Below are 20,878 nucleotides of genomic sequence, written 5' to 3'. Positions count from 1 at the left end.
TGAAAAACTTAAAGAAAATTTAGAAAACCATATGCAAATGTTAGTTCAAAATCCAGATAGAGTTCAAAAATATTTCAATCATAAAGACATCAAATATGCAGCTTGATAAAATTCCGTTAAATAACCGTCAGGTTAATAACACAAGAAAAACTCAATAACAGACCCCGAAAAATTATAAGATATAAACCCCTAAAGAAATAATGGATTCTGAACTAAAATTTGTAGCTTAGACTCTTATAAAGAAGTAACGTTTGTTGCGTTAGAACCTTGAATGCATTTTTTCAATTAAAATTTTAGATAAATGAATTCTTCTGATTTTACTTTCAATCCAAGCCAAAAAATCGAAGTGTTTTATGGTTTGCTGTTCGTAAACATCTTGACTAATTGTTTTAAAATCTTTGTTCATTTTCTCCCACAAATTAATACGCTTTAACGCATAGGCTGGAAGGGTTTGTTTGTTTACAAAATTGATAATTCTTCTTTCAATTTTATAATTTTTCCCAGCCATTAGTATTTCTCTTTTTATAGATCGTGATTCATATTTTATAAAATCAAAATCTTTTAATTCATATAATACCATAAGATTAACTAATCTCAGTGTTCGATAAAGAGGTAGATAGGAATAATCCCTGCTGGCAAAAATCACCTTACTCAAAATATTTTGGGCTTTGCGAAATTTCTTTAATCCAAAATGAATGAGTGCAATGTTTAAACTTAATTCTGCATTTCTGGACAGACTAAGTGAATTCACTTTTTTCAACAATGTTTCATCATATTTTTTCATATGTATTTCACATGCCAAAAAATCTCCGCTATCAAGAATTGGAAATAATTCGTAAAGAAATATCAAACAAACAACATTGGTGTTAAAATTAAGGGAAGATGATTTTAGGTTTTTCAATTGCTGTATATAGTAAGTCATACCATCATAATTATGAAGACTCCTTAAACTATCTAAAACGCCTTCTAATGTTAGAACATAATAAAAGGGAGGATTTGACCACAGGTGTTTATTTGCTTCCAATAAGTTATTTAATTCAAAAAATGAATGATAGGCCGATTTGTAATCTCCTACGCTAATAAGATAGTTGGCCTGAAATAATTGATGGAGTTTGTTAATTTCAAAACCCTCAAGGTTTGAGGAGGCCATAATACTCATCTCACTGACCACTAAATCGTTTAACTCTGTTTTTTGTTTTTCAGAACGAGAGTTGCCTTTGTAAATCATCCGGTGTTTCAGTAATTCATATAAGGCTGATTGTTGATGCATTTTTTGGGTAATTCTCAATGTTTCGTTTACTTTAAATTGCTTATGATGCAAAGCCTTTTCATTCGTTTCTGGATAATTCAGAGCCAGAAGATATTCTAATTCGAGGCGTGATGAAATAAGCAAAGCGTAATAGTTCTCATACACAGTGGCGCTTGCCTTTATTTTGTCAAGTAAATTAAAACATTCTTTATACAAGGATTTCTCATAAAGAATTCGTGCTTTTGAAATTTTATCAAATAATTCATAATAAATATCTTGTTCCTTCCGCAATTCGAGCATTATATTTAATAAAAGTTCATAAAGATAATTTACGGAAGTATCAAACGAAGCACCTTTAATTAAACGTAAATAATTTATACGAAGTGATGCTGACGTCACGTCTTTGTCATTAACTATAAGAGTATAGAGTTTGCTATAATTTGTGATAGTTGTTGCGGTCGCTATTTTAAAAGCTTTCTTCTCGGGCTTTGTCATGGAGTTCACGAGGTATATTAAGGATTCGGATTTTATCATAAGTAGATGAAAAGGTTTATAATATCAGAATAAAGTTCGTTTTATAATTACAAAAAAAACATCATAATTAATTCGTAATTAATTATTAATCAATTAATTGAAATATTTACACAACATTTGAGACTACAATTATACGATATTATTTGAATAATCCCCATCTTTTAAATTCATAAGTTTGATTCAAATTAAATACAATTAGAATAATGCTCTCAAAAAAATATTCTGGAATTATTGGAGGAATCATAGCATTTGTGGTTATATTGTTGCTTCCCACGCCAACAGGAATGAGTGTTGAGGCCAAAGGGGCAGCTGCGGTAGTGGTTCTTATGAGTGTTTGGTGGGTCACCGAGGCCATTCCTGTATACGTTACCGCATTTGTCCCGTTAGTTTTGTATCCACCCATGAGGATATTATCACCTGCTGATACTGCAGCAAACTATGGGCATAGCTATGCGCTCATGTTTCTGGCAGTTTTCTTTTTGGCGAAGGCTATTGAAACTCAAAATTTGCACAAGAGAATAGCGCTGTCAATAATAAATATTTTTGGTAACAGCCGTCAAAAAATTGTATTAAGTATGATGATTGCAACAGCGGTTGTTTCAATGTGGATAGCGAATGTTACAACAGCCCTGATGATGTTACCTATTGGACTTTCAATTCTTGCTAAAGATGATGAGGTAGAAGGTGCTCAAAAAAATTTATTTGCGCCTGGTCTTATGTTAGCCATTGCATATTCAGCTTCCATTGGTGGTCTAGTCACACTTATAGGCTCACCCACCAATATGATTTTTGTTGGTATTTATGAAAAAATGTTTCCAAAAGCCCCTCCAATTAACTTTTTTATATGGTTAAAAATTGGGGTTCCAATCCTTATAATTTTAATTCCGGTGTTTTGGTATTTTATTATTCGATACTTCAAAATAGAGGGGAACCTTAGTAATAACCTTACAATTATTAAAGAGGAATTAGATGCATTGGGTAAAATGAGTTCGGGTGAGAAAAGAGTTTTGTATGTTGCTGCAATTACTGTTTTTGGTTGGGTTTTTAAAGATGATTTAATATTGGGGCAAATTGTAATTCCGGGATGGACGGGTATATTTGGTATTACGGGCAATGTACATGACGGTACTATTGCAATGGCTTCAGCGATCCTATTGTTTATGATTCCTGCCAATAAAGAGAGACGATTAATCAATTGGAAAGAGGCAAGCCAAATACCTTGGGGAGTAGTAATGATTGTTGGTGGTGGTTATGCCGTGGCAGAGGGTTTTGTGTCAACTGGTTTGGCAGATTGGCTAGGCTCCCAGCTATCATTTATTAATGGTTATCCTTTTTTTATGATACTTGTAATAGTAATCTCCTTTGTTTTATTCTTTACCGAATTTAATTCCAATACAGCCAGTGCCAATATTTTGTTGCCCGTTTTAGCAAGTACTGCTATTGCAGCAAGTATTAATCCGTTGCTGCTTATGATACCCGCAACCATAGCATGTTCTTGTGCTTTTATGATGCCTGCTGCAACTGGCCCTAATACTGTTGTGTTTGCCAGTGAACGAGTTTCTGTTGCGCAAATGGTGAAATGTGGTTTTTGGCTTAACATAATCACATTGGTTCTTCTGACTATAATTCTTTATTTTATTATCATTCCATGGTTGGATTTGGAAATGGCATTGCCTTTATGGGCTAAATAACATTTAATTTGTTTATATTGTTGAACTTTTAGCATAATAAAATGATTGTAACTACAGGTAATAAAGGAGATAAAGATAGGTCTGATTGTTTTGTTTCTCTAAAACTAACTAAATCAGGAGGGATACAAATTGATTTACAAAGTAAGGTAAAATCACTTTATGGTGATAGTATTGTGCTATTATGTAAAGAGGTTTTAAAATTCTTTAATCTTAAACACGTTATATTAAAAATTGAAGACAAAGGTGCATTGCCATTTGTATTGGCTGCAAGACTTGAAGCTGCAATCAAAAAGCAAATAAAAACTGACAAGGAGTTTTTGCTTGAAATGCTGCCAGAAAATATAAATACTTCAAGTTTTGATCAACACCGTATCACTAGATTGTACCTGCCTGGAAACACTCCTAGTTTAATGATTAATGCAGGAATTCATAAACCTGATGGTATTATCCTTGATCTTGAAGATGCTGTGGCGGTTGATAAGAAAAATGAAGCCCGATTCTTGGTTCGTAATGCGTTGCGGAATCTCAATTTTATGGGAGTAGAACGAATGGTGCGTATAAACCAAATCCCAGCAGGTCTTGAAGATCTTGAATATATTATTCCCCACAATGTAAACCTTGTGTTGGTTCCAAAATGCGAAAGTGCAGACCAACTTCATAAAGTAAATCAACGCATTGTAGCAATTCAGAAAAAATCTAAAATGATTAATCCTGTTTGGCTGATGCCAATTATCGAAAGTGCCATGGGCGTAATAAAAGCTTTCGAAATTGCACAAGCTGCTGATAATGTTGTAGCCATCGCCATCGGATTAGAAGATTATACTGCCGATCTTGGCGTAAACCGTACAAACGAAGGTATAGAATCTCTTTTTGCAAGATGTCAGATTATCAATGCTTGTAAAGCCGTTGGGATTCAAGCAATAGATTCGGTTTTTAGTTCAGTTGATGACATAGAAGCATTGAAAGAAAATGTGCATAAATCAAAAGCATTAGGATTTGAAGGTATGGGATGTATTCATCCTCGCCAAATAAAAGTCATTCGTGATAATTTTGCTCCAAATGAAAAAGAAATTGATAATGCGAAGAAAATTGTAATAGCCTTTATAAAAGCAACAGAAGAAGGATTAGGAGTAGTTTCCCTTGGTTCGAAAATGATTGATGCCCCAATTGTGAAAAGGGCTCAAAGAATTATAGATTTGGCTGTCTCATTGGGTAAGTTAGATATAAATTGGAAAAATCAGACAAATGAATAAGGAAGAAAAGTTAGTTGTAAATGCAATTGGTAGAAAAGTACCAACGAGAGTAAATGGAGAGACTGTTGTGCCTTTTAAAGGTGTTGGGCAGCATCGTCCTATCGGAAATAAATTTGGGCAGCGCATTTCTTCATGCATAGATTTTCCTAATGACGGCAATAAGCTGGTTTCTTCATTAAAGGAGTCATTGATTAAGGCAGGATTAAAAGATGGTATGACAATATCTACACATCATCATTTTAGAAACGGTGACTTGGTTGCTAATGAAATCTTTGATATTGCAGCAGAGCTTGGAGTTAAAAATTTAATTTGGTTTCCCTCTGCCTCCTTCGAATGTCACTCTTCATTAATTAAATATCTTGAAGATGGAACCATCCATCATATTGAAGGAAGTATGAATGGTCAGTTAGGTCGTTTCGCTTCTGAAGGTAAAATGAAAGGTGTTGGCGTGCTGCGTTCTCATGGAGGGCGATATCAAGCTGTACAGGATGGCGAAATACAAATTGATATTGCCGTTATCGCAGCGCCGACAGCTGATTTTTTTGGCAATGCCAATGGTGTTGACGGTCCAGCCGCTTGCGGTCTTTTAGGATTCGCATTGGCAGATTCACAATATGCAGATAAAGTGATTGTAGTGACCGATAATTTAGTTCCATTTCCTTGTTTGCCATGGCAAATACAGGGCAATTATGTTGATTATGTGGTAAAAGTGGATACAATTGGTATTCCCGAAAAAATTGTTTCAGGCACTACTGAAATAACAAAAAGTCCGGACAGGCTTCTGCTTGCAGAGATGACTGCTAAATTTTGTGAATATGCTGGGATTATTAAGGATGGATTTTCTTTTCAGGCGGGCGCTGGAGGTACAGCTTTATCGATTGGAATTTATTTTAGCGAGATGCTAAAAAAGAAGGGCATGAAAGCTCGTTTTGCAAGGGGAGGAAGCAATAAGTATTTGGTGGATATGCTGAACGAAGGATTAGTAGAATATATTTTAGACGGACAAACATTCGATTTAGACGGAGTAAAGTCGATGAGAGATAATCCAAAACATGTAAATACTAGTCCGTTTACCAGTTACAACTATCATGGTAAGGGTAATTTCGCACAGCTTGTAGATGTTGTTATTCTAGGAGCTACAGAAGTTGATGTAAATTTCAATGCAAATGTTGTTACACATTCTGATGGAGTGCTTTTGCATGGTATAGGTGGGTGGCAAAATTGTTTATTTGCCAAGTGTACCATACTGCCAGTGCCACTTTTTAGAGATAGAATTCCGGTAATCCGTGATGAAGTAACAACTATTTGTGGTCCAGGAGAACTGATTGATGTGATTATAACCGAACGGGGCATTGCGATAAACCCTTTGCGTCAGGATTTAATCGAAAAATTAAAAAATAGTAGCTTACCTATTAGAACAATTCAAGAGCTAAAAAATGAAGCTGAAAAAATATGTGGTGTTCCGATCAAACAAAAATTTGATGATAAAATTGTGGCGGTCGTTAAATGGGTTGATGGAACAATAATTGATGCTATAAGAAAGGTTTGTCCGCAATAACCTAATATCATCTAGGCTTTTCACATACTTATGGCTCATATAATAATCAACTTCTGAGATTTATCTTTCTTAGATTCACTTATGTTTTTTAAGTAAAATAGGATTCTGGAAACATGCTTAACATTCTAGGAAAATAATGAGTTTAATTATCTCTCCCCTAAATCTTCTGGCTAATTTTTAAATTCAAAATAAATTCTAAAAGTTATTGGCTGCGCCTAAATTTGCAAATCAGAAAAAAAGCCTCGAATAGTACTTAAATGGTAGAGTTAGCCGAAACCAAAGTGCGGTTTCTATATTGTGAATGAGGTGCTTTTCATTATTAAAAACATAAATAAAAATTCTTCTTCATGTAATTGTTATTAATTCAATGTGTATTAGCAACATTTTTTGAAGCTATTTTTATTAAATACTGGTAATTGTTAAACGAATTTTTTTGCAATAAACTTAATGTATTTTAAACTTCTCAATTCTTTAGTTGAAATTATATCTTTATAATTATTGTTAGTTTTCAATTATATACATATATATAACTAATAATCAATATATTAAAAATATATGTATTAATTTATTCATATTAATAATCATCATTTATTGAATTTTTTTAAGTATTTAAAATGATATTTTTAGCATAGTTTAAAAACAAAACTCATGAATAAGAAAAAAATTATTGTAATAGGAAGTTGCAATACAGACATGGTTATTAAAGGTGATAGATTACCTATTCCAGGAGAAACTGTTATTGGTGGTACTTTCTTGATGAATTCAGGCGGTAAAGGAGCCAATCAGGCAGTAGCAGCAGCACGACAAGGGGGTAAGGTCACTTTTATTTCCAAAACAGGAAACGATATTTTCGGAAAACAATCCATTGAATTATACAACTCAGAAGGGATAAATACAAATTTTATATTCTCCGATCCAAAAGCTCCTTCTGGAGTTGCATTAATTATGGTGGATTCTTACGGGGAGAATTGCATTTCAGTAGCTTCAGGGGCAAATGGAAATTTAAATCCATCTGACGTGGATAAAGCGAAAGATGAAATAAAAACAGCAGACTTGATTTTAATGCAATTAGAAATACCGATTGAGACAGTTGAGTATGTAGCGGAATTGGCATCAAAAAACGGAATTCCTGTAATTCTTAATCCAGCTCCCGCTAGAACTTTATCAGACAAATTACTTAAAAATATTTATCTTGTTACGCCCAATGAAACAGAAGCAGAAATACTTTCTGGCATAAAGGTAATTAACTTTGAGCGAGCGAAGCAAGCGGCTGATATAATAAGTGCAAAGGGGGTTCAGAATGTTGTGATTACGATGGGCTCAATGGGAGTATTTGTTAAGGAGAAAGATAATTATTATAATATTATAGCTACTAAAGTAACGGCGATTGATACCACCGCAGCAGGCGATTGTTTCAGTGGCACACTTTGCGTTGGACTTTCCGAAGGAAAAACAATATTAGAAGCGGCAAAAACAGCAGCGAAAGCATCAGCTCTCAGCGTAACAAGGATGGGTGCTCAGTCATCAATTCCATACCGTAATGAATTGTTATTATTTAGTAGTGAGTTGGCTCAATTATAAAAACAAAAATTATGAAAACAAACTTTATTAATCATTCAAGAATATTTTACTGGATACTTCTTGCTTCAATCTCTTTATATCCTATTGCACAGCTATCGGCTCAATCTAATGCTAACTTTGTTGTTAGTGGGAAAGTAACTGACGCTACAGGCAATTCACTCTCTGGTGTAAATGTATTAGTAAAAGGCACACAAACAGGAACCTTGACCAGCTTCGAAGGTGATTATACGCTTAAGGCTTCTCCTGATGCAATTTTAATCTTTTCGTTTATGGGCTTCCAAACCAGAGAAGTTTCAGTAAGTAAAAGGAATCACATCGATATAAAATTAAATGAATCATCTCAAAACTTAGATGAAATTGTAGTAATTGGATATGGTACTACAACAAAAAAAGAAATTACTGGGGCCGTAACTACATTGAAATCAGATGCTTTTAATAAAGGAGTTTACAATAATCCAATGGGATTAATTCAAGGAAAGGTAGCAGGTTTGTCTATAACTAAACCAAATGGAGCTGATCCAATGGCTGGATATCAGATTCTTTTGCGTGGAACAAATACACTTACATCAGGACAAGGACCTTTAATCATTATAGATGGAGTAATTGGAGCAGATTTGAAGAATGTGAATTTTCAAGATATTGAATCCTTTGATGTATTGAAAGATGGTTCTGCTGCTGCTATTTACGGAACACGTGGCTCAAATGGAGTTATTATCATCACTACTAAAGCCGCAAAGCGAGGTAAGGGAACTTTTGAATTTTCTTCTCAAATTTCTACTCAAGTTGCTCCAAGAGGTGTAAAAAACTTAACTGCAGATGAGTTTAAATATGCAATTGAAACCTATCAACCATCGAAAGCGGGAAGTCTTTTTGGCAGCAACACAGATTGGTTTAAAGAGGTAACAAATGAAAATCCTATTAGTTTTGAGAATCATCTTAGCTTTTCGGGAGGAACAGAAACCTTTTCTCAACGTTTATCACTAACACACGTGAGTAATCAAGGTTTATTGCAGAAAAATGAAGCGGAAAATCTTATCATTAAAGCTAATTTAATCCAAAAAGTTTTCGATGATAAACTTACTTTTGACTTTAATGTTACAAATAATATAAGAACTTATAGTCCAGCAAATTACGAAATATTTAGACAGGCTTTTATCCAAAACCCAACACAGCCAGTTTATGATAATTCGAATCCAGCAACAGGTGGATATTCCTTCAAACAAGGATTAGAATATTATAACCCAGTAGCAATGTTAAACGAAAGAACACGTGAAGGTAAAACAACGGATATTTTGTTAAGCCTTAGAGCAAAACTAAAAGTTACTAACAGTCTTATTTGGGATAATTTTATCGCTACACAAAAATCAGATTGGGAAGACAGCTCTTATAAAACAAAATATTACCCTACTATTATAGGTATTAATGGAGAAGCCGACATCGCTAATGGTCGCAACAGCAACTCACAGTTTGAAAGTGTTTTGACTTATAACAAGTCCTTCGATAAACATAATTTGCAAGCAATAGCTGGCTACTCTTATCAAGAGTACGAAATGAATAGTTCTTTTATAGGAAATTCTAATTTTGACACAGACTTATTTCTTTATAACAATATTGCTGCAGGTTCTTATTTTAGAGAAGGAAAAGGAGAACTGGGTTCTTATAAAGAATCCAGCACGCTAATTGCCTTTTTTAATAGGGTGATGTATAATTATGATGGTAAGTATCTTGCATCGGCATCAATAAGAAATGAAGGCTCATCTAAGTTCGGTACTGATAATAAATGGGGATTATTTCCCTCATTAAGTTTAGGTTGGAGATTAAGCGAAGAAGCCTTTCTTAAAGATGTAAATTGGATTAATAGTTTGAAATTGCGTGTTGGATACGGAGTAACTGGAAACCAAGATTTTAGTCCTTATCGATCTCAACTTTTGTTAGAAAGAGTAGGCAGTCTATACTACAATCAACAGTGGATTAATTCTTATGGGCCAGGGCAAAATCCTAATCCTGATTTAAAATGGGAAACGAAAAACGAGTTAAATATAGGAATTGATTTTTCCGTTTTAAATAAAAGATTAAGCGGTAGCATAGAATATTATGTTCGCAAAACCGAAGATTTACTATGGGAATTTCAAGTGTCTGTTCCTCCATACCTTTATCCTACATTGTTTACAAACGTAGGCACAATCAGCAACAGAGGTATAGAGTTAACTCTTAATAGTACACTGATTAAAAACGATAATTTTCAATGGAATTCTACTCTTACCGCCAGTCATAATAAAAATTATTTAGATAAAATCTCTAATAGCGAATTTACTCAAACATCTTACGAGACCGCTTTTATTGGTGGTACAGTTGGAGTTTGGACTCAACGAATTCAAGAAGGACAAGAACTCGGCACTTTTTATGGTCCAGTTTGGTTGGGTGTTAAAGACGGCTATGATGTATTTAAAAATCAAAACCCTATTGGCGAAGTTGATAAAAGTAAATGGGAAAATTTAGGCAGTGCTAATCCAGATGCTATAATTGGTTGGAGTAATGACCTTTCCTATAAAAATTGGAATTTAGGATTTGTATTTCGTGCAGGAATTGGAGGCAAAGTGTTGAATTCATATCGTTTGTATTATGAGTCTTGGAATAATATAGGTCTTCGAAATATTGTTCACATACAGTTAGAAAATCCAGAATTTATAGGAAACATTACCTATTCTTCAAAATATCTTGAAGACGCATCGTTTTTGAAATTAGACAACATTACCCTTAACTATAATTTTAACATTGAATCGAAATACATTTCAGGATTAAATATCTTTGGTTCAGCTCAAAATGTTTTTTGGATTACCAAATACAAAGGAATAGATCCAGAAGTAAATCAAGGCGGTTTAGAACCAGGAATAGATAGATTATCATACTATCCTAGAACCACATCTTTGTCTATCGGTATAAAAGCAGCATTCAAATAATTAAAACAGAAATTATGAAAAAATATTTAATCTCAACTGTTTCATTAGTCTTATTGGCTTCTAGTATATTTTCTTGTACCGACCTTACGGAAGAGGTGTATTCTGAAATTCCAGCAGGTAATTTCTTAACCAATGAACAAAATGTAATTGCTTATGCTGGTCGTGCTTATGTAAAACTACAGCCTTACCCAGAAGAACAAAGGCTTTGGTCGCTAGGTCAAAACGCATCAGATGAGCTTGTTATTCCTACCAAACACAATGGTGAATGGTTCGAGCAAGGACGATGGGAAGTCATTCAGAAACACACTCTCGGCAGCTCAACAGCTAACAATAAAATCCTTACAAAATCGTGGGATATGGTTTTTGAAGGAATATCGGCCTGTAACGAAATCTTGCAGGTAATAACGCCGCTTGATATTAAAAACAAAGATAGAGTGATTGCAGAAATCAAAACCCTTCGAGCCTTTTATTACTATTGGGCTATAGACTACTGGGGCAATATTCCATTTTCTGTAGATTTTAGTGATAGAAACCCACCACAACAAAAGAACAGACAATTTGTATATGATTTTATAGTTAAAGAAATACTAGACAATGTCAATCTTTTGCAAGAATCTCCTACACCAGAATATTACGGAAGAGTTACAAAAGGAATGGCTTATACTCTTTTAGCAAAGATGTACATTAACGCACAAGAATGGGTAGGAAAAAATCAATTTGTTGAAGCAGTAGCGGCTTGTGACAAGGTTATAGCATTAAATAAATACCAAATCGAAAATGACTATTTCGCCAATTTTAAAGTAAAAAATGAAGGCTCAAAAGAAAATATTTTTGTAATTCCTTATCATCCTCAGCTCACAGACGAACACTTTTATTGGCAAGCCCTCACATTAAATGCTGATAGCCAGTCAACATTTAATTTAGCAGGTGTGCCTTGGGACGGATTTGTATTGCAGCCTGACTTTTTTGGCAAATATGCAGCCAATGATATCAGAAGAAAATCCTTTCTCTTTGGACAACAATACGACATCAAAGGAAATGCTATTGTTATAGGAGGTAAACCATTCATCTACACACCTACTATCGCAAATTACAAATCAAGAGGAGAATGGGAAGGTGCTCGAGTTGCCAAATATGAATACCAAGAAAAACTTAGTTACGATGTAGTCGATATGGAAAACGACTTCGTTCTTTTTCGCTATGCTGATGTACTCTATACTAAACTTGAAGCACTTCATCGTGGCGGAGGTTCTGTAGCTGGCTTCATAAACAATCCTGATTTGCAAAAAATTAGAACAAGAGCAGGATTGCCTGTTTATACCATTGGAAACATTACTAATAACGAACTATTAGATGAATTAGGAAGAGAGTTTGCTTGGGAAGGTCACAGGCGACAAGATCAAATACGCTTTGGTGTGTGGGGAAATTCTTGGTGGGAAAAACCAGCTTCTGGACCAAATAAAAAATTATTTCCAATACCCCAAAGTGCTCTAAACGCAAACACTAATCTTGTTCAAAATCCAAATTAATGAAATATAAAAGTTCCATATCATCATTTACCATCATTGTGTTAACAATCGTTGCCTTATTTCTTTTTTCTTCGATGAAACCGAAAAAGCAAACAAGTGATAAGAAATCGATTTCGTTAAGCGAAATGCACAATAAAATTGCTGGAGCTTGGATTGGTCAGATGATTGGTAATATTTATGGTCTTCCACATGAAAATAAATATGTAAATGCGCCTGGTGCTGAAAATTGGCCTTATGGTTACAGCAAAAATCTTGATAAATTAAAAAAATATAATGGCGCATTTTCAGATGATGATACAGATGTGGAGTATATGTATTTGCTTGCAATGGAAAAATATGGTTTCGAGCCAACATACGAGCAAATACGTGAAACTTGGATGTATCACATTCGTGACCGTGTGTGGTTGGCTAATCGCGCTACACTAGGATTAATGCACTATGGATTTACACCTCCTTTCACAGGAGATAAGGATATTAATCCTCATTGGTTTCAAATTGATCCACAACTGATTAATGAAATATGGGCTTATACTGCTCCTGGAATGGTAAAATATGTGGCACAAAAATCAGATTGGGCGGCGAGAATTACTAGTGATGGCTGGGGAACAGAACCTACTATTCATTACGGTGCCATGTATGCAGCAGCTTTTTTTGAGAAGGACATTAACAAATTAATAAACATTGGTTTAAAAGAGTTGCCTAGTAACGGCAGATATGCCCAAACAATTCGCGACATGATTGCTTTGCATAAAAAATATCCTAACAAATGGCAAGATGCCTGGCAGGAAATGGCAAATAAATATTACATAAACGAACCTGACTTAACTAAAACAATTTGGAATGCAAACCTAAATGGTGCATGCGGAATATTAGCATTGTTATACGGCAATGGAGATTTTCAACGCACGCTTGATCTATCCTGTGCCATGGGTTTTGATGCAGACAATCAGGCAGCTACTGTTGCTGGATTGTTGGGAATTGTTTATGGCTTTAAAGCTTTGCCTAAAGATTTGTATTTACCTATTGATACTTGGACAAAACCATTTAATGACACTTACATCAATATTACCAGATATGAATTACCTGACTCGAGCATTCAAAATCAGATTGACAGAATGGTACAAATGACCGTTCAACTTGTAAAGGATAAAGGCGGAAAAGTTACAGGAAAACCAGGCAAGGAAATAATTACCATAAATACAAATACTGTGTTTAATGCTCCACTTGAGTTTTATATTGGTCCAGCAGCACGAATGGAAGTAAACAAGCCTGTTGATTTTGTTTTTTACAGCGATGCCAATAAAAAATACAATTGGAAATTAGTTGATGGTAAACTTCCAAAAGGTATTTCATTTAATAACGGAAGACTCACGGGTACACCAGTAATTTCAGGAAAGTACAAAGTAACTGTACAATTGGACAATGGTGAAAAATTTTTAAAAAAAGATTTTGAATTGTTAGTTCGTGGCATAAATATTGAAAAAGAGGCTGCCAAAGTATTGGCTAATGTAAACACTTTAAATGAATCTGTACTCGATTCATGTTGGACCACTTTTGGTAAATCAATCTATGCTAAAAATGCAGAAGTAATTCGTGATGGAAAGATTAATGGAGCAGGTTCAGTATTTTATAGTTTGGCTGCCAAAGCAAAAATCCCGAAAGTAGATTATTATGGATATGAATGGAACGAGGAACAAGATATTGATATGTTGGTCTTTAATACAGGAGGGATGGAAGAATTTGGTGGTTGGTTCACTTCTCTGAATGTTCAATACAAAAATGAAGAAAATAAGTGGGTTTCTGTCAATAAAAGCACTTTCAATCCACCATTACCAAAAACAGATGTTGTTTTTTTTCAGCCACATTTTGCTGAATACATGATTAGTTTTGAGTCCGTAAAAACAAAAGCCATTCGTATTATTGGCGATGCAATGATTCAGGATCACTGGAACAAATACACTAAAAATGTCTCAGGTTTCACATCTATTACAGAGTTAAGTGTCTATAAATCAAATAAAACATGGTAGTTATGATGTCTTCCAAAACAAAAATAGTAAAATTAGTAATTGTATTGACCGGAATATTCTTGTCGGAGGCTTATTCGCAGAACTCAAACACAAAAGAAGAATTGTCAAAAAAATCAATAAAAATGTCTAAAACCACTTTGCAGGATAAAATTAAAGGCGGTTGGGCAGGACAAACAATAGGCGTTGTTTATGGTGCTCCAGTAGAGTTCAAATACAATGGATCTATGGTAGATGAATCTCATATTATTCCTTGGAATGAACACTATGTAAAATATTGGTGGGATAAAAAACCAGGTTTGTTTGACGATATTTATACTGACCTAAATTTTGTTGCAGCATTTGAAAAATATGGTCTAAACGCAAGTTCTAATGATATAGCAAACCATTGGTCAACCACAGCATATCACCTTGCACATGCCAATCAAGCCTCAAGATATAATATCCTCAACGGTATAATGCCTCCAGCTTCTGGCAACTGGAAAAATAATCCTCATGCCGATGATCTCGACTTTCAAATTGAAGCAGATTTTATTGGATTAATGGCACCAGGAATGATAAACAAAGCAACCGAAATTGCAGACCGTGTTGGCCATGTAATGAACAGTGGCGATGGTTGGTACGGCGGAGTATTTGTTGCAGCCTTATATTCAACCGCTTTTGTTTCTAATAATCCAGAGTATATAGTAGAACAAGCAATCAAAACCATTCCGAAAGGAACAAAATTTCATAGTTGTATTGCCGATGTAATCAAATTTTACAAGCAATATCCAAACGATTGGAAGCAAACATGGTTCGAGATACAGAAGAGATGGAACAATGACGTTGGTTGTCCAAAAGGAGTTTTTCTTGGTTTTAATATAGATGCAAAAATAAACTCCGCTTATGTAGCAATAGGATTACTTTATGGAAAAGGAGATTTTACGAAATCGATTGATATTGCAACACGCTGCGGACAAGATGCCGATTGCAATCCAGGAACCGTAGGTGGTGTTTTAGGCGTAATGCACGGATACAGTTATATTCCTAAATTCTGGTTGAGTCCGCTTCAAGAAATCGAAAAAGAAGATTTTGAAAACACGACTGTTTCACTCGATAAAGCGTACGGTTTGAGTTTCAAACATGCTTTAGCAACCATAGAACAAGCAGGAGGAAAAACCAAAGGAAATGAAGTTAGCATTCCATTGTTTGAACCAATAGCAGTCGCTTTCGAGCAAAATTTCGAAAATTCTTTTCCAATCGAACGCAATAAAATTGACCAATCATTTACAGATGAAATTACTCTTGAGTTCAACGGTAATGGTTATGTAGTTTACGGAAACTTAGTAAAGAAATCTAAAATTGATGTCAAATACATTGATCGAATTTCAAAAAGAACTTATGGCTCTGAACCTTTGGCTCTTGCCGAAGCAGATGATCCGTACGTAGCACTTATGGAAATTTATGTCGATGGCGTTTTAGACCAAACCGTAAAATTACCAATGATGAATTCTGCTCGCAGATTGGAACCCGCTTGGAAATACCAAATGACCGAAGGAAAACACACCTTGAAATTAAAATGGATAAATCACAATCCTGATTATGAATTTAGGATAAATGATTTAATAGTATATTCAGAAAAAGAACCTACAAGTAATTTACCAGAAGAAACTCATTAAAAATGAATACAAAAATAATTTATATCGGTGTTTTAATAATGCTACTTAGTATTGCAAGCGGTTGCAAATCAAAGAAAGATATCGTTAGCAAATTTCCTAAAGAATTTTCTATTTCAAAAGAAGAATTAAAAGACAAAATACGAGGAGGTTGGGCAGGACAAACTATTGGTGTGACTTATGGTGGTCCAACAGAATTCCGATTCAAAGGAACGATGATTCAAGATTATCAAGACATAATTTGGCATGACCATTATATCAAAGAAACTTATGAGTTGGATCCAGGACTTTATGATGATGTTTACCTTGACCTAACCTTTGTTAATATTCTTGAAAAAGTCGGGCTTAATGCAAGTGCAGATGCTTTTGCTTTAGAGTTTGCCAATGAAGACTACAAACTTTGGCATGCCAATCAAGCAGCACGTTATAATGTTTTGAACGGGATTATGCCACCTGCTTCAGGGCATTGGATGAATAATCCACACGCAGACGATATTGATTTTCAGATAGAAGCAGACTTTATTGGATTAATGTCTCCAGGAATGATCAATACATCTTCAGATTATTGTGATAGAATTGGTCATATTATGAATTATGGTGACGGTTGGTATGGAGGCGTATTTATGTCGGCAATGTACACATTAGCCTATACCTCAAACGACCTTGATTTTGTTATTAACGAAGCATTAAAAACCATTCCTGAACAAAGTTTGTTTTATAAAACAATTGCAGATGTAATCAAATGGCACAAACAATATCCAAATGACTGGAAACAAACTTGGTTTGAAGTCGAAAAAAATCACTCTTCAGAAAAAGGATGTCCAGAAGGAGTGTTCAACTCCTTTAATATTGATGCCCGATTAAACGCAGCCTATGTTATAATTGGCTTGTTGTACGGTCAAAAAGATTTTCATAAAACAATGGATATTTCTACCCGTTGCGGTCAGGATTCCGATTGTAATCCAGCTACTGCCGCAGGAATATTAGGAGTGATGGATGGATACAAAAACATTCCTGCTTTTTGGAAACCTGCTTTAGAAGAAGCAGAGGGTTTAAAGTTTCCGTACATGGACATTACCTTAAATCAAGTATATGATTTGACCTATAAACATTCCCTTCAATTAATAGAACAAAACGGAGGAAAAATAGAAGGAGACAAAGTTCATATAAAAGTTCAAAAACCTGAAACCGTGCGGTTTGAAGAATCCTTTGTGGGTATGTATCCAAAAGAAGAACGATACCTCAGACAGCATTATACCGATAAAAACATCAATATAGACTTTACAGGAAATGGGATTGTTGTATTAGGAAACGTGAATAGTATTTGCTCTACAACCAAAAGCGATTATGTTGCACTGTTAGACGTATATATAGACGGAGAGAAAGTAGAGCAAGTAAAAATGCCATTCGATTATATAGTAAGAAAATACGATATTTATCATAAGTATTTATTAAAAGAAGGAAAACATCATGTAGAAATAAAATGGGTAAATAAAAGTCCTGATTTTAGCATCTATATGAAGTCTATCGTCATCTACAGTGATTCGCAAAACAAACCACTCGACACAACAAAAAAATAGAATAATTATGAACCTTGTTAGAAAATACAGCTTACTTTTTGCGATATTCTTTTGGGGCGTACTACTTCCGTTGAGTCTTATTGGTTGCAAGGAAGATGATTCTGTTATTTTGGATATTCAACCTAAACCATTTGAACGTTTGTTAGAAAACCAGAAAATGCCAAGTGCTATTTTTAAGGTTGATATTAATTATGCCGTCTTGCTTCCAGCAGATTATAATGAAACGAAAGTAGATTACCCAGTAGTTTATCTTTTGCACGGTTTAGATAATAACGAAAAATCTTGGTACACAGAAGGAAATATTAAATATTATGTTGATTTCTATAAAGACGAAATTGTTCCTATGATTTATGTTATGCCAGTAGGTTTTAATACCTATTATGTAAACAAGTTTACAGGAAATTACCCTTATATGGACATGATTACCAAAGAATTGGTTCCTGCCATCGATGCTCGTTTTAGAACCAAGCGCGACAAATCTGCAAGAGCTGTTATGGGTTATTCTATGGGCGGATATGGAGCTTTAATTCTTCCGGTATTGAACCCTGATGTATTTACTATTGGTGTGCCATTAAGCATGTCTTTTCGCAATGACCAACAATACATGGCAGAACCGCAGCATGTTTTTGATTCTCAATGGGGATCAATATTTGGAGGTCAAGGCTCGAGTGGAACAGCTCGTATTACAAATTATTTCAAACAACATAGCCCGTTTCACTTTTTTAACACTCAAAACACAAGCTCGTTTAATGGGCTTAAACTATTTATTGATTGTGGCGACGACGAAGAAACGCTTTCGATAACAAATGATGATATGCACGCTCTTATGCGAGACCGACAAATTCCTCACGAGTACAGAACAAGAAACGGAGGACACTCTTTTGATTATTGGAAAAAATCATATCGAGAGGTGTTACTATTTATCAGCAATGCTGTTCGAGGAATTCCGTATCCATCAGACTCAACACCTATAACAATAGGAACATTAATCAAAAGTAATGAATATGAGACTGTTGAAGAATCTGGAATTTCACTCAATGTCTTAAAACCAGATGACTATGCGACAAGCACTGCAAATTATTCGGTAGTGTATTTTATTCACAATCACGAGAAAGATCAAAGAACAAAAAACCTTACAGATGTTTTTTCTCTTTATAAAAATGCTATGACGGTTGGAAAAATTCCAAAATCGATTATTGTTGAGATTCCTTTTTCAGAAAATTTGAGTAGTGCTGTGATTGCAAAAATTATTCAAAAAATTGACGCAAGCTATCGTACAAAAGCAAATAAAGTCAATAGAGTTGTTTTAGGAAATTTATTAGGAGGAACAAAAGCGAACATCGTCGTTTCAGAAAATCCAGCATTGTTTGGTTCTTGTTTTTTGTTTGACGCACAATTAAAAAGCGATACGCCTAATCCGACTTCTGGGGTTTTTTATTATCTCGACATTACCGATGACAGCAACAATTACAAAGAATATCATAATTTCTATAAAAAAATAAAAAATTCAGGTATTGGAAATGAATATAGAGTAAGGCAAGGAAGAGATAACTATCAATCCTTTCTGAATGGTTTTGGCGAATCGTATTCTTCCTTATTTCAAGTTCTTAAATAAATTAAGAATAGTTAGTATGATGGTAGCGTTTTAGACAAGTTTCAACAGAATAAATCTTATTTTATGTCACATTAATCGATTGTAGTTATGAAAAAATATTTGATATGGTTTGTAGTCTTGTTTCCGTTTGCGATAGGTTTCGCACAGAACAACCTACGCATCATGGAAAGTCTTTCGATGAAAAGTGAAGTTCTAAATCAAGATATCAAATATTCAATCGTTCTTCCAGAAGAGTATTATTCTACAAATAAAAATTACCCAGTTGTCTATCTATTACACGGTTTGGGCGATGACGAAACATCATGGCTCGAAAATGGTCGAGTAAGCCAATTTGCAGATGAAGCCGTGAAAAGCGGTAAAATTGTACCAATGATTTTTGTGATGCCACAAGGATTTCGAAATTATTATATAAATGATTATGCCAAAAAATTTATGTACCAAGACATGTTCATAAAGGAGTTAGTTCCTTTTATAGACAAGCAATACCGAACAGTTCCTAACAAAGAACATAGGGCTACGATGGGCTATTCTATGGGAGGATTTGGGGCTATTGTCCTTCCGTTATTAAATCCCGAAGTATTCACTATAAGTGTTCCTTTGAGCATTTCAGTAAGAACAGATGAACAATATAAAACAGAAGACGCTTCGGAATGGAATGAGCAATGGGGACGTTTATTTGGCGGACAAGGAAGCATCGGACAAGAGCGAATTACCGATTATTATATGAAACATTCCCCTTTTCACATTTTTGCACAATTAGACGTATCAAAACATCAAAATTTAAAACTCTATATTGATAATGGCGACGATGAAAACACCTTAAGCAGAAGTAACGAAGAACTTCATATATTACTTCGAAATCGCAATTTTCCTCATGAATTTAGAGTGAGAAATGGCGGTCACGAATTTTCCTATTGGAGAGAAGCATTGCCGAACGGTCTTCGTTATATCAGCGATGCCTTTCAAGGAAAGAATTATCGTGGGGATTTAAAAACCTTGTCAAAAGATAGTAATACGTTTAAAAATTTAAAAAATAAAATAGTATATAACACACAATATGATGTGTTTTTACCTGAAGAGTACAAAAGTTCAAACCGCTTATATCCTACACTATATTGCGTAGGAAATCTCGGCCAACAAACAAAAGAAAAAATCGCTTTAACTGTTCAAACAGAAATTAAAGCAGGAGTATTGGCACCATTAATTATAATTTTTATCAACGAAAAAGTTGATATTATTAATACTATAATTCCGTCTGTAGAAAAAGAATATCGTGTCAGAACTGGGTATCGTTTCCGAGCATTAATAGGTTTTGAAGAAGGAGGAACAACAGCATTAGAAAACGCACTCCAACCAGAAAAATTTACATCTTGTGTTCTTTTTGATTCTCCTATCGATAATGATTTATTAAAAAAAGCAATCGATAAAAACAAAAAGCAATTGAAACGCACCTGGTTTTTTATCAGCACTACAGATAAAAGCGTTAATTATCAAACCAATGGCAATGCACATTTGTTATTGCGAGAAGAAGATGTTTATCACGAATACCGTGTTGGCGAAGGAACAGGAGAAAGCCTTTGGTTCTTGAATAATCTTAAAGAAACTTTAACTTTTACACAACAAAAAATGCACCGATAAGAAACGAATCC

The 20,878-nt window shown here is 34.4% G+C and carries 13 protein-coding genes; 11 read left to right on the top strand and 2 right to left on the bottom strand.

Going from position 1 to position 20,878, the window contains the following annotated elements; genetic code table 11:
* Positions 1–259: 259 nt before the first annotated feature.
* Both Q8S45_RS07255 and Q8S45_RS07250 read right to left on the bottom strand, forming a co-directional pair.
* Positions 260–1,744 (bottom strand): hypothetical protein, encoded by a 1,485-nt coding sequence (locus tag Q8S45_RS07255; RefSeq protein ID WP_305602963.1) that lies wholly within the window; start codon positions 1,742–1,744, stop codon positions 260–262.
* A 178-nt stretch (positions 1,745–1,922) separates the two neighbouring features.
* Positions 1,923–2,186 (bottom strand): hypothetical protein, encoded by a 264-nt coding sequence (locus tag Q8S45_RS07250; protein WP_305602971.1) that lies wholly within the window; start codon positions 2,184–2,186, stop codon positions 1,923–1,925.
* Here Q8S45_RS07250 and Q8S45_RS07245 point away from each other — a divergent pair.
* The 11 genes from Q8S45_RS07245 (at position 2,068) to Q8S45_RS07195 (ending at position 20,867) form a co-directional block, all read left to right on the top strand.
* Positions 2,068–3,474, top strand: coding sequence for an SLC13 family permease (locus Q8S45_RS07245; protein ID WP_305602968.1), 1,407 nt, complete (start codon positions 2,068–2,070; stop codon positions 3,472–3,474). The two genes, Q8S45_RS07250 and Q8S45_RS07245, sit on opposite strands and share 119 nt — an antisense overlap.
* A 41-nt stretch (positions 3,475–3,515) precedes the next feature.
* Complete coding sequence (locus tag Q8S45_RS07240; protein ID WP_305602960.1) at positions 3,516–4,727, top strand: aldolase/citrate lyase family protein; 1,212 nt, start codon at positions 3,516–3,518, stop codon at positions 4,725–4,727.
* On the top strand, positions 4,720–6,285 hold the full coding sequence (gene citF, locus Q8S45_RS07235) for a citrate lyase subunit alpha (protein WP_305602957.1): 1,566 nt from the start codon (positions 4,720–4,722) through the stop codon (positions 6,283–6,285). Before Q8S45_RS07240 ends, citF begins: the two co-directional genes overlap by 8 nt.
* Positions 6,286–6,933: 648 nt before the next feature.
* On the top strand, positions 6,934–7,866 hold the full coding sequence (rbsK, locus tag Q8S45_RS07230) for a ribokinase (RefSeq protein ID WP_305602954.1): 933 nt from the start codon (positions 6,934–6,936) through the stop codon (positions 7,864–7,866).
* 11 nt (positions 7,867–7,877) lie between these two features.
* A complete protein-coding gene (locus tag Q8S45_RS07225) occupies positions 7,878–10,826 on the top strand; it encodes a SusC/RagA family TonB-linked outer membrane protein (RefSeq protein WP_305602951.1) in 2,949 nt (982 codons plus the stop codon).
* Positions 10,827–10,840: 14 nt separating this feature from the next.
* On the top strand, positions 10,841–12,355 hold the full coding sequence (locus tag Q8S45_RS07220) for a RagB/SusD family nutrient uptake outer membrane protein (protein ID WP_305602949.1): 1,515 nt from the start codon (positions 10,841–10,843) through the stop codon (positions 12,353–12,355).
* Positions 12,355–14,382, top strand: coding sequence for an ADP-ribosylglycohydrolase family protein (locus Q8S45_RS07215; protein ID WP_305602945.1), 2,028 nt, complete (start codon positions 12,355–12,357; stop codon positions 14,380–14,382). Before Q8S45_RS07220 ends, Q8S45_RS07215 begins: the two co-directional genes overlap by 1 nt.
* A gap of 2 nt (positions 14,383–14,384) precedes the next feature.
* Entirely contained in the window at positions 14,385–16,037 is a 1,653-nt protein-coding gene (locus tag Q8S45_RS07210; protein WP_305602942.1) for an ADP-ribosylglycohydrolase family protein, read from the top strand.
* 2 nt (positions 16,038–16,039) lie between these two features.
* Complete coding sequence (locus tag Q8S45_RS07205) at positions 16,040–17,614, top strand: ADP-ribosylglycohydrolase family protein (protein WP_305602939.1); 1,575 nt, start codon at positions 16,040–16,042, stop codon at positions 17,612–17,614.
* Between the two features lie 7 nt (positions 17,615–17,621).
* Positions 17,622–19,229, top strand: coding sequence for an alpha/beta hydrolase-fold protein (locus tag Q8S45_RS07200; RefSeq protein ID WP_305602936.1), 1,608 nt, complete (start codon positions 17,622–17,624; stop codon positions 19,227–19,229).
* Positions 19,230–19,316: 87 nt separating this feature from the next.
* Positions 19,317–20,867, top strand: coding sequence for an alpha/beta hydrolase-fold protein (locus Q8S45_RS07195; protein WP_305602934.1), 1,551 nt, complete (start codon positions 19,317–19,319; stop codon positions 20,865–20,867).
* Positions 20,868–20,878: the final 11 nt, after the last annotated feature.

The organism is Lutibacter sp., assembly GCF_030692605.1.
Lineage (GTDB): Bacteria > Bacteroidota > Bacteroidia > Flavobacteriales > Flavobacteriaceae > Lutibacter.
Note: the sequence above shows the minus strand (reverse complement) of the source record. Positions and strands in the feature narration are given on the sequence as shown.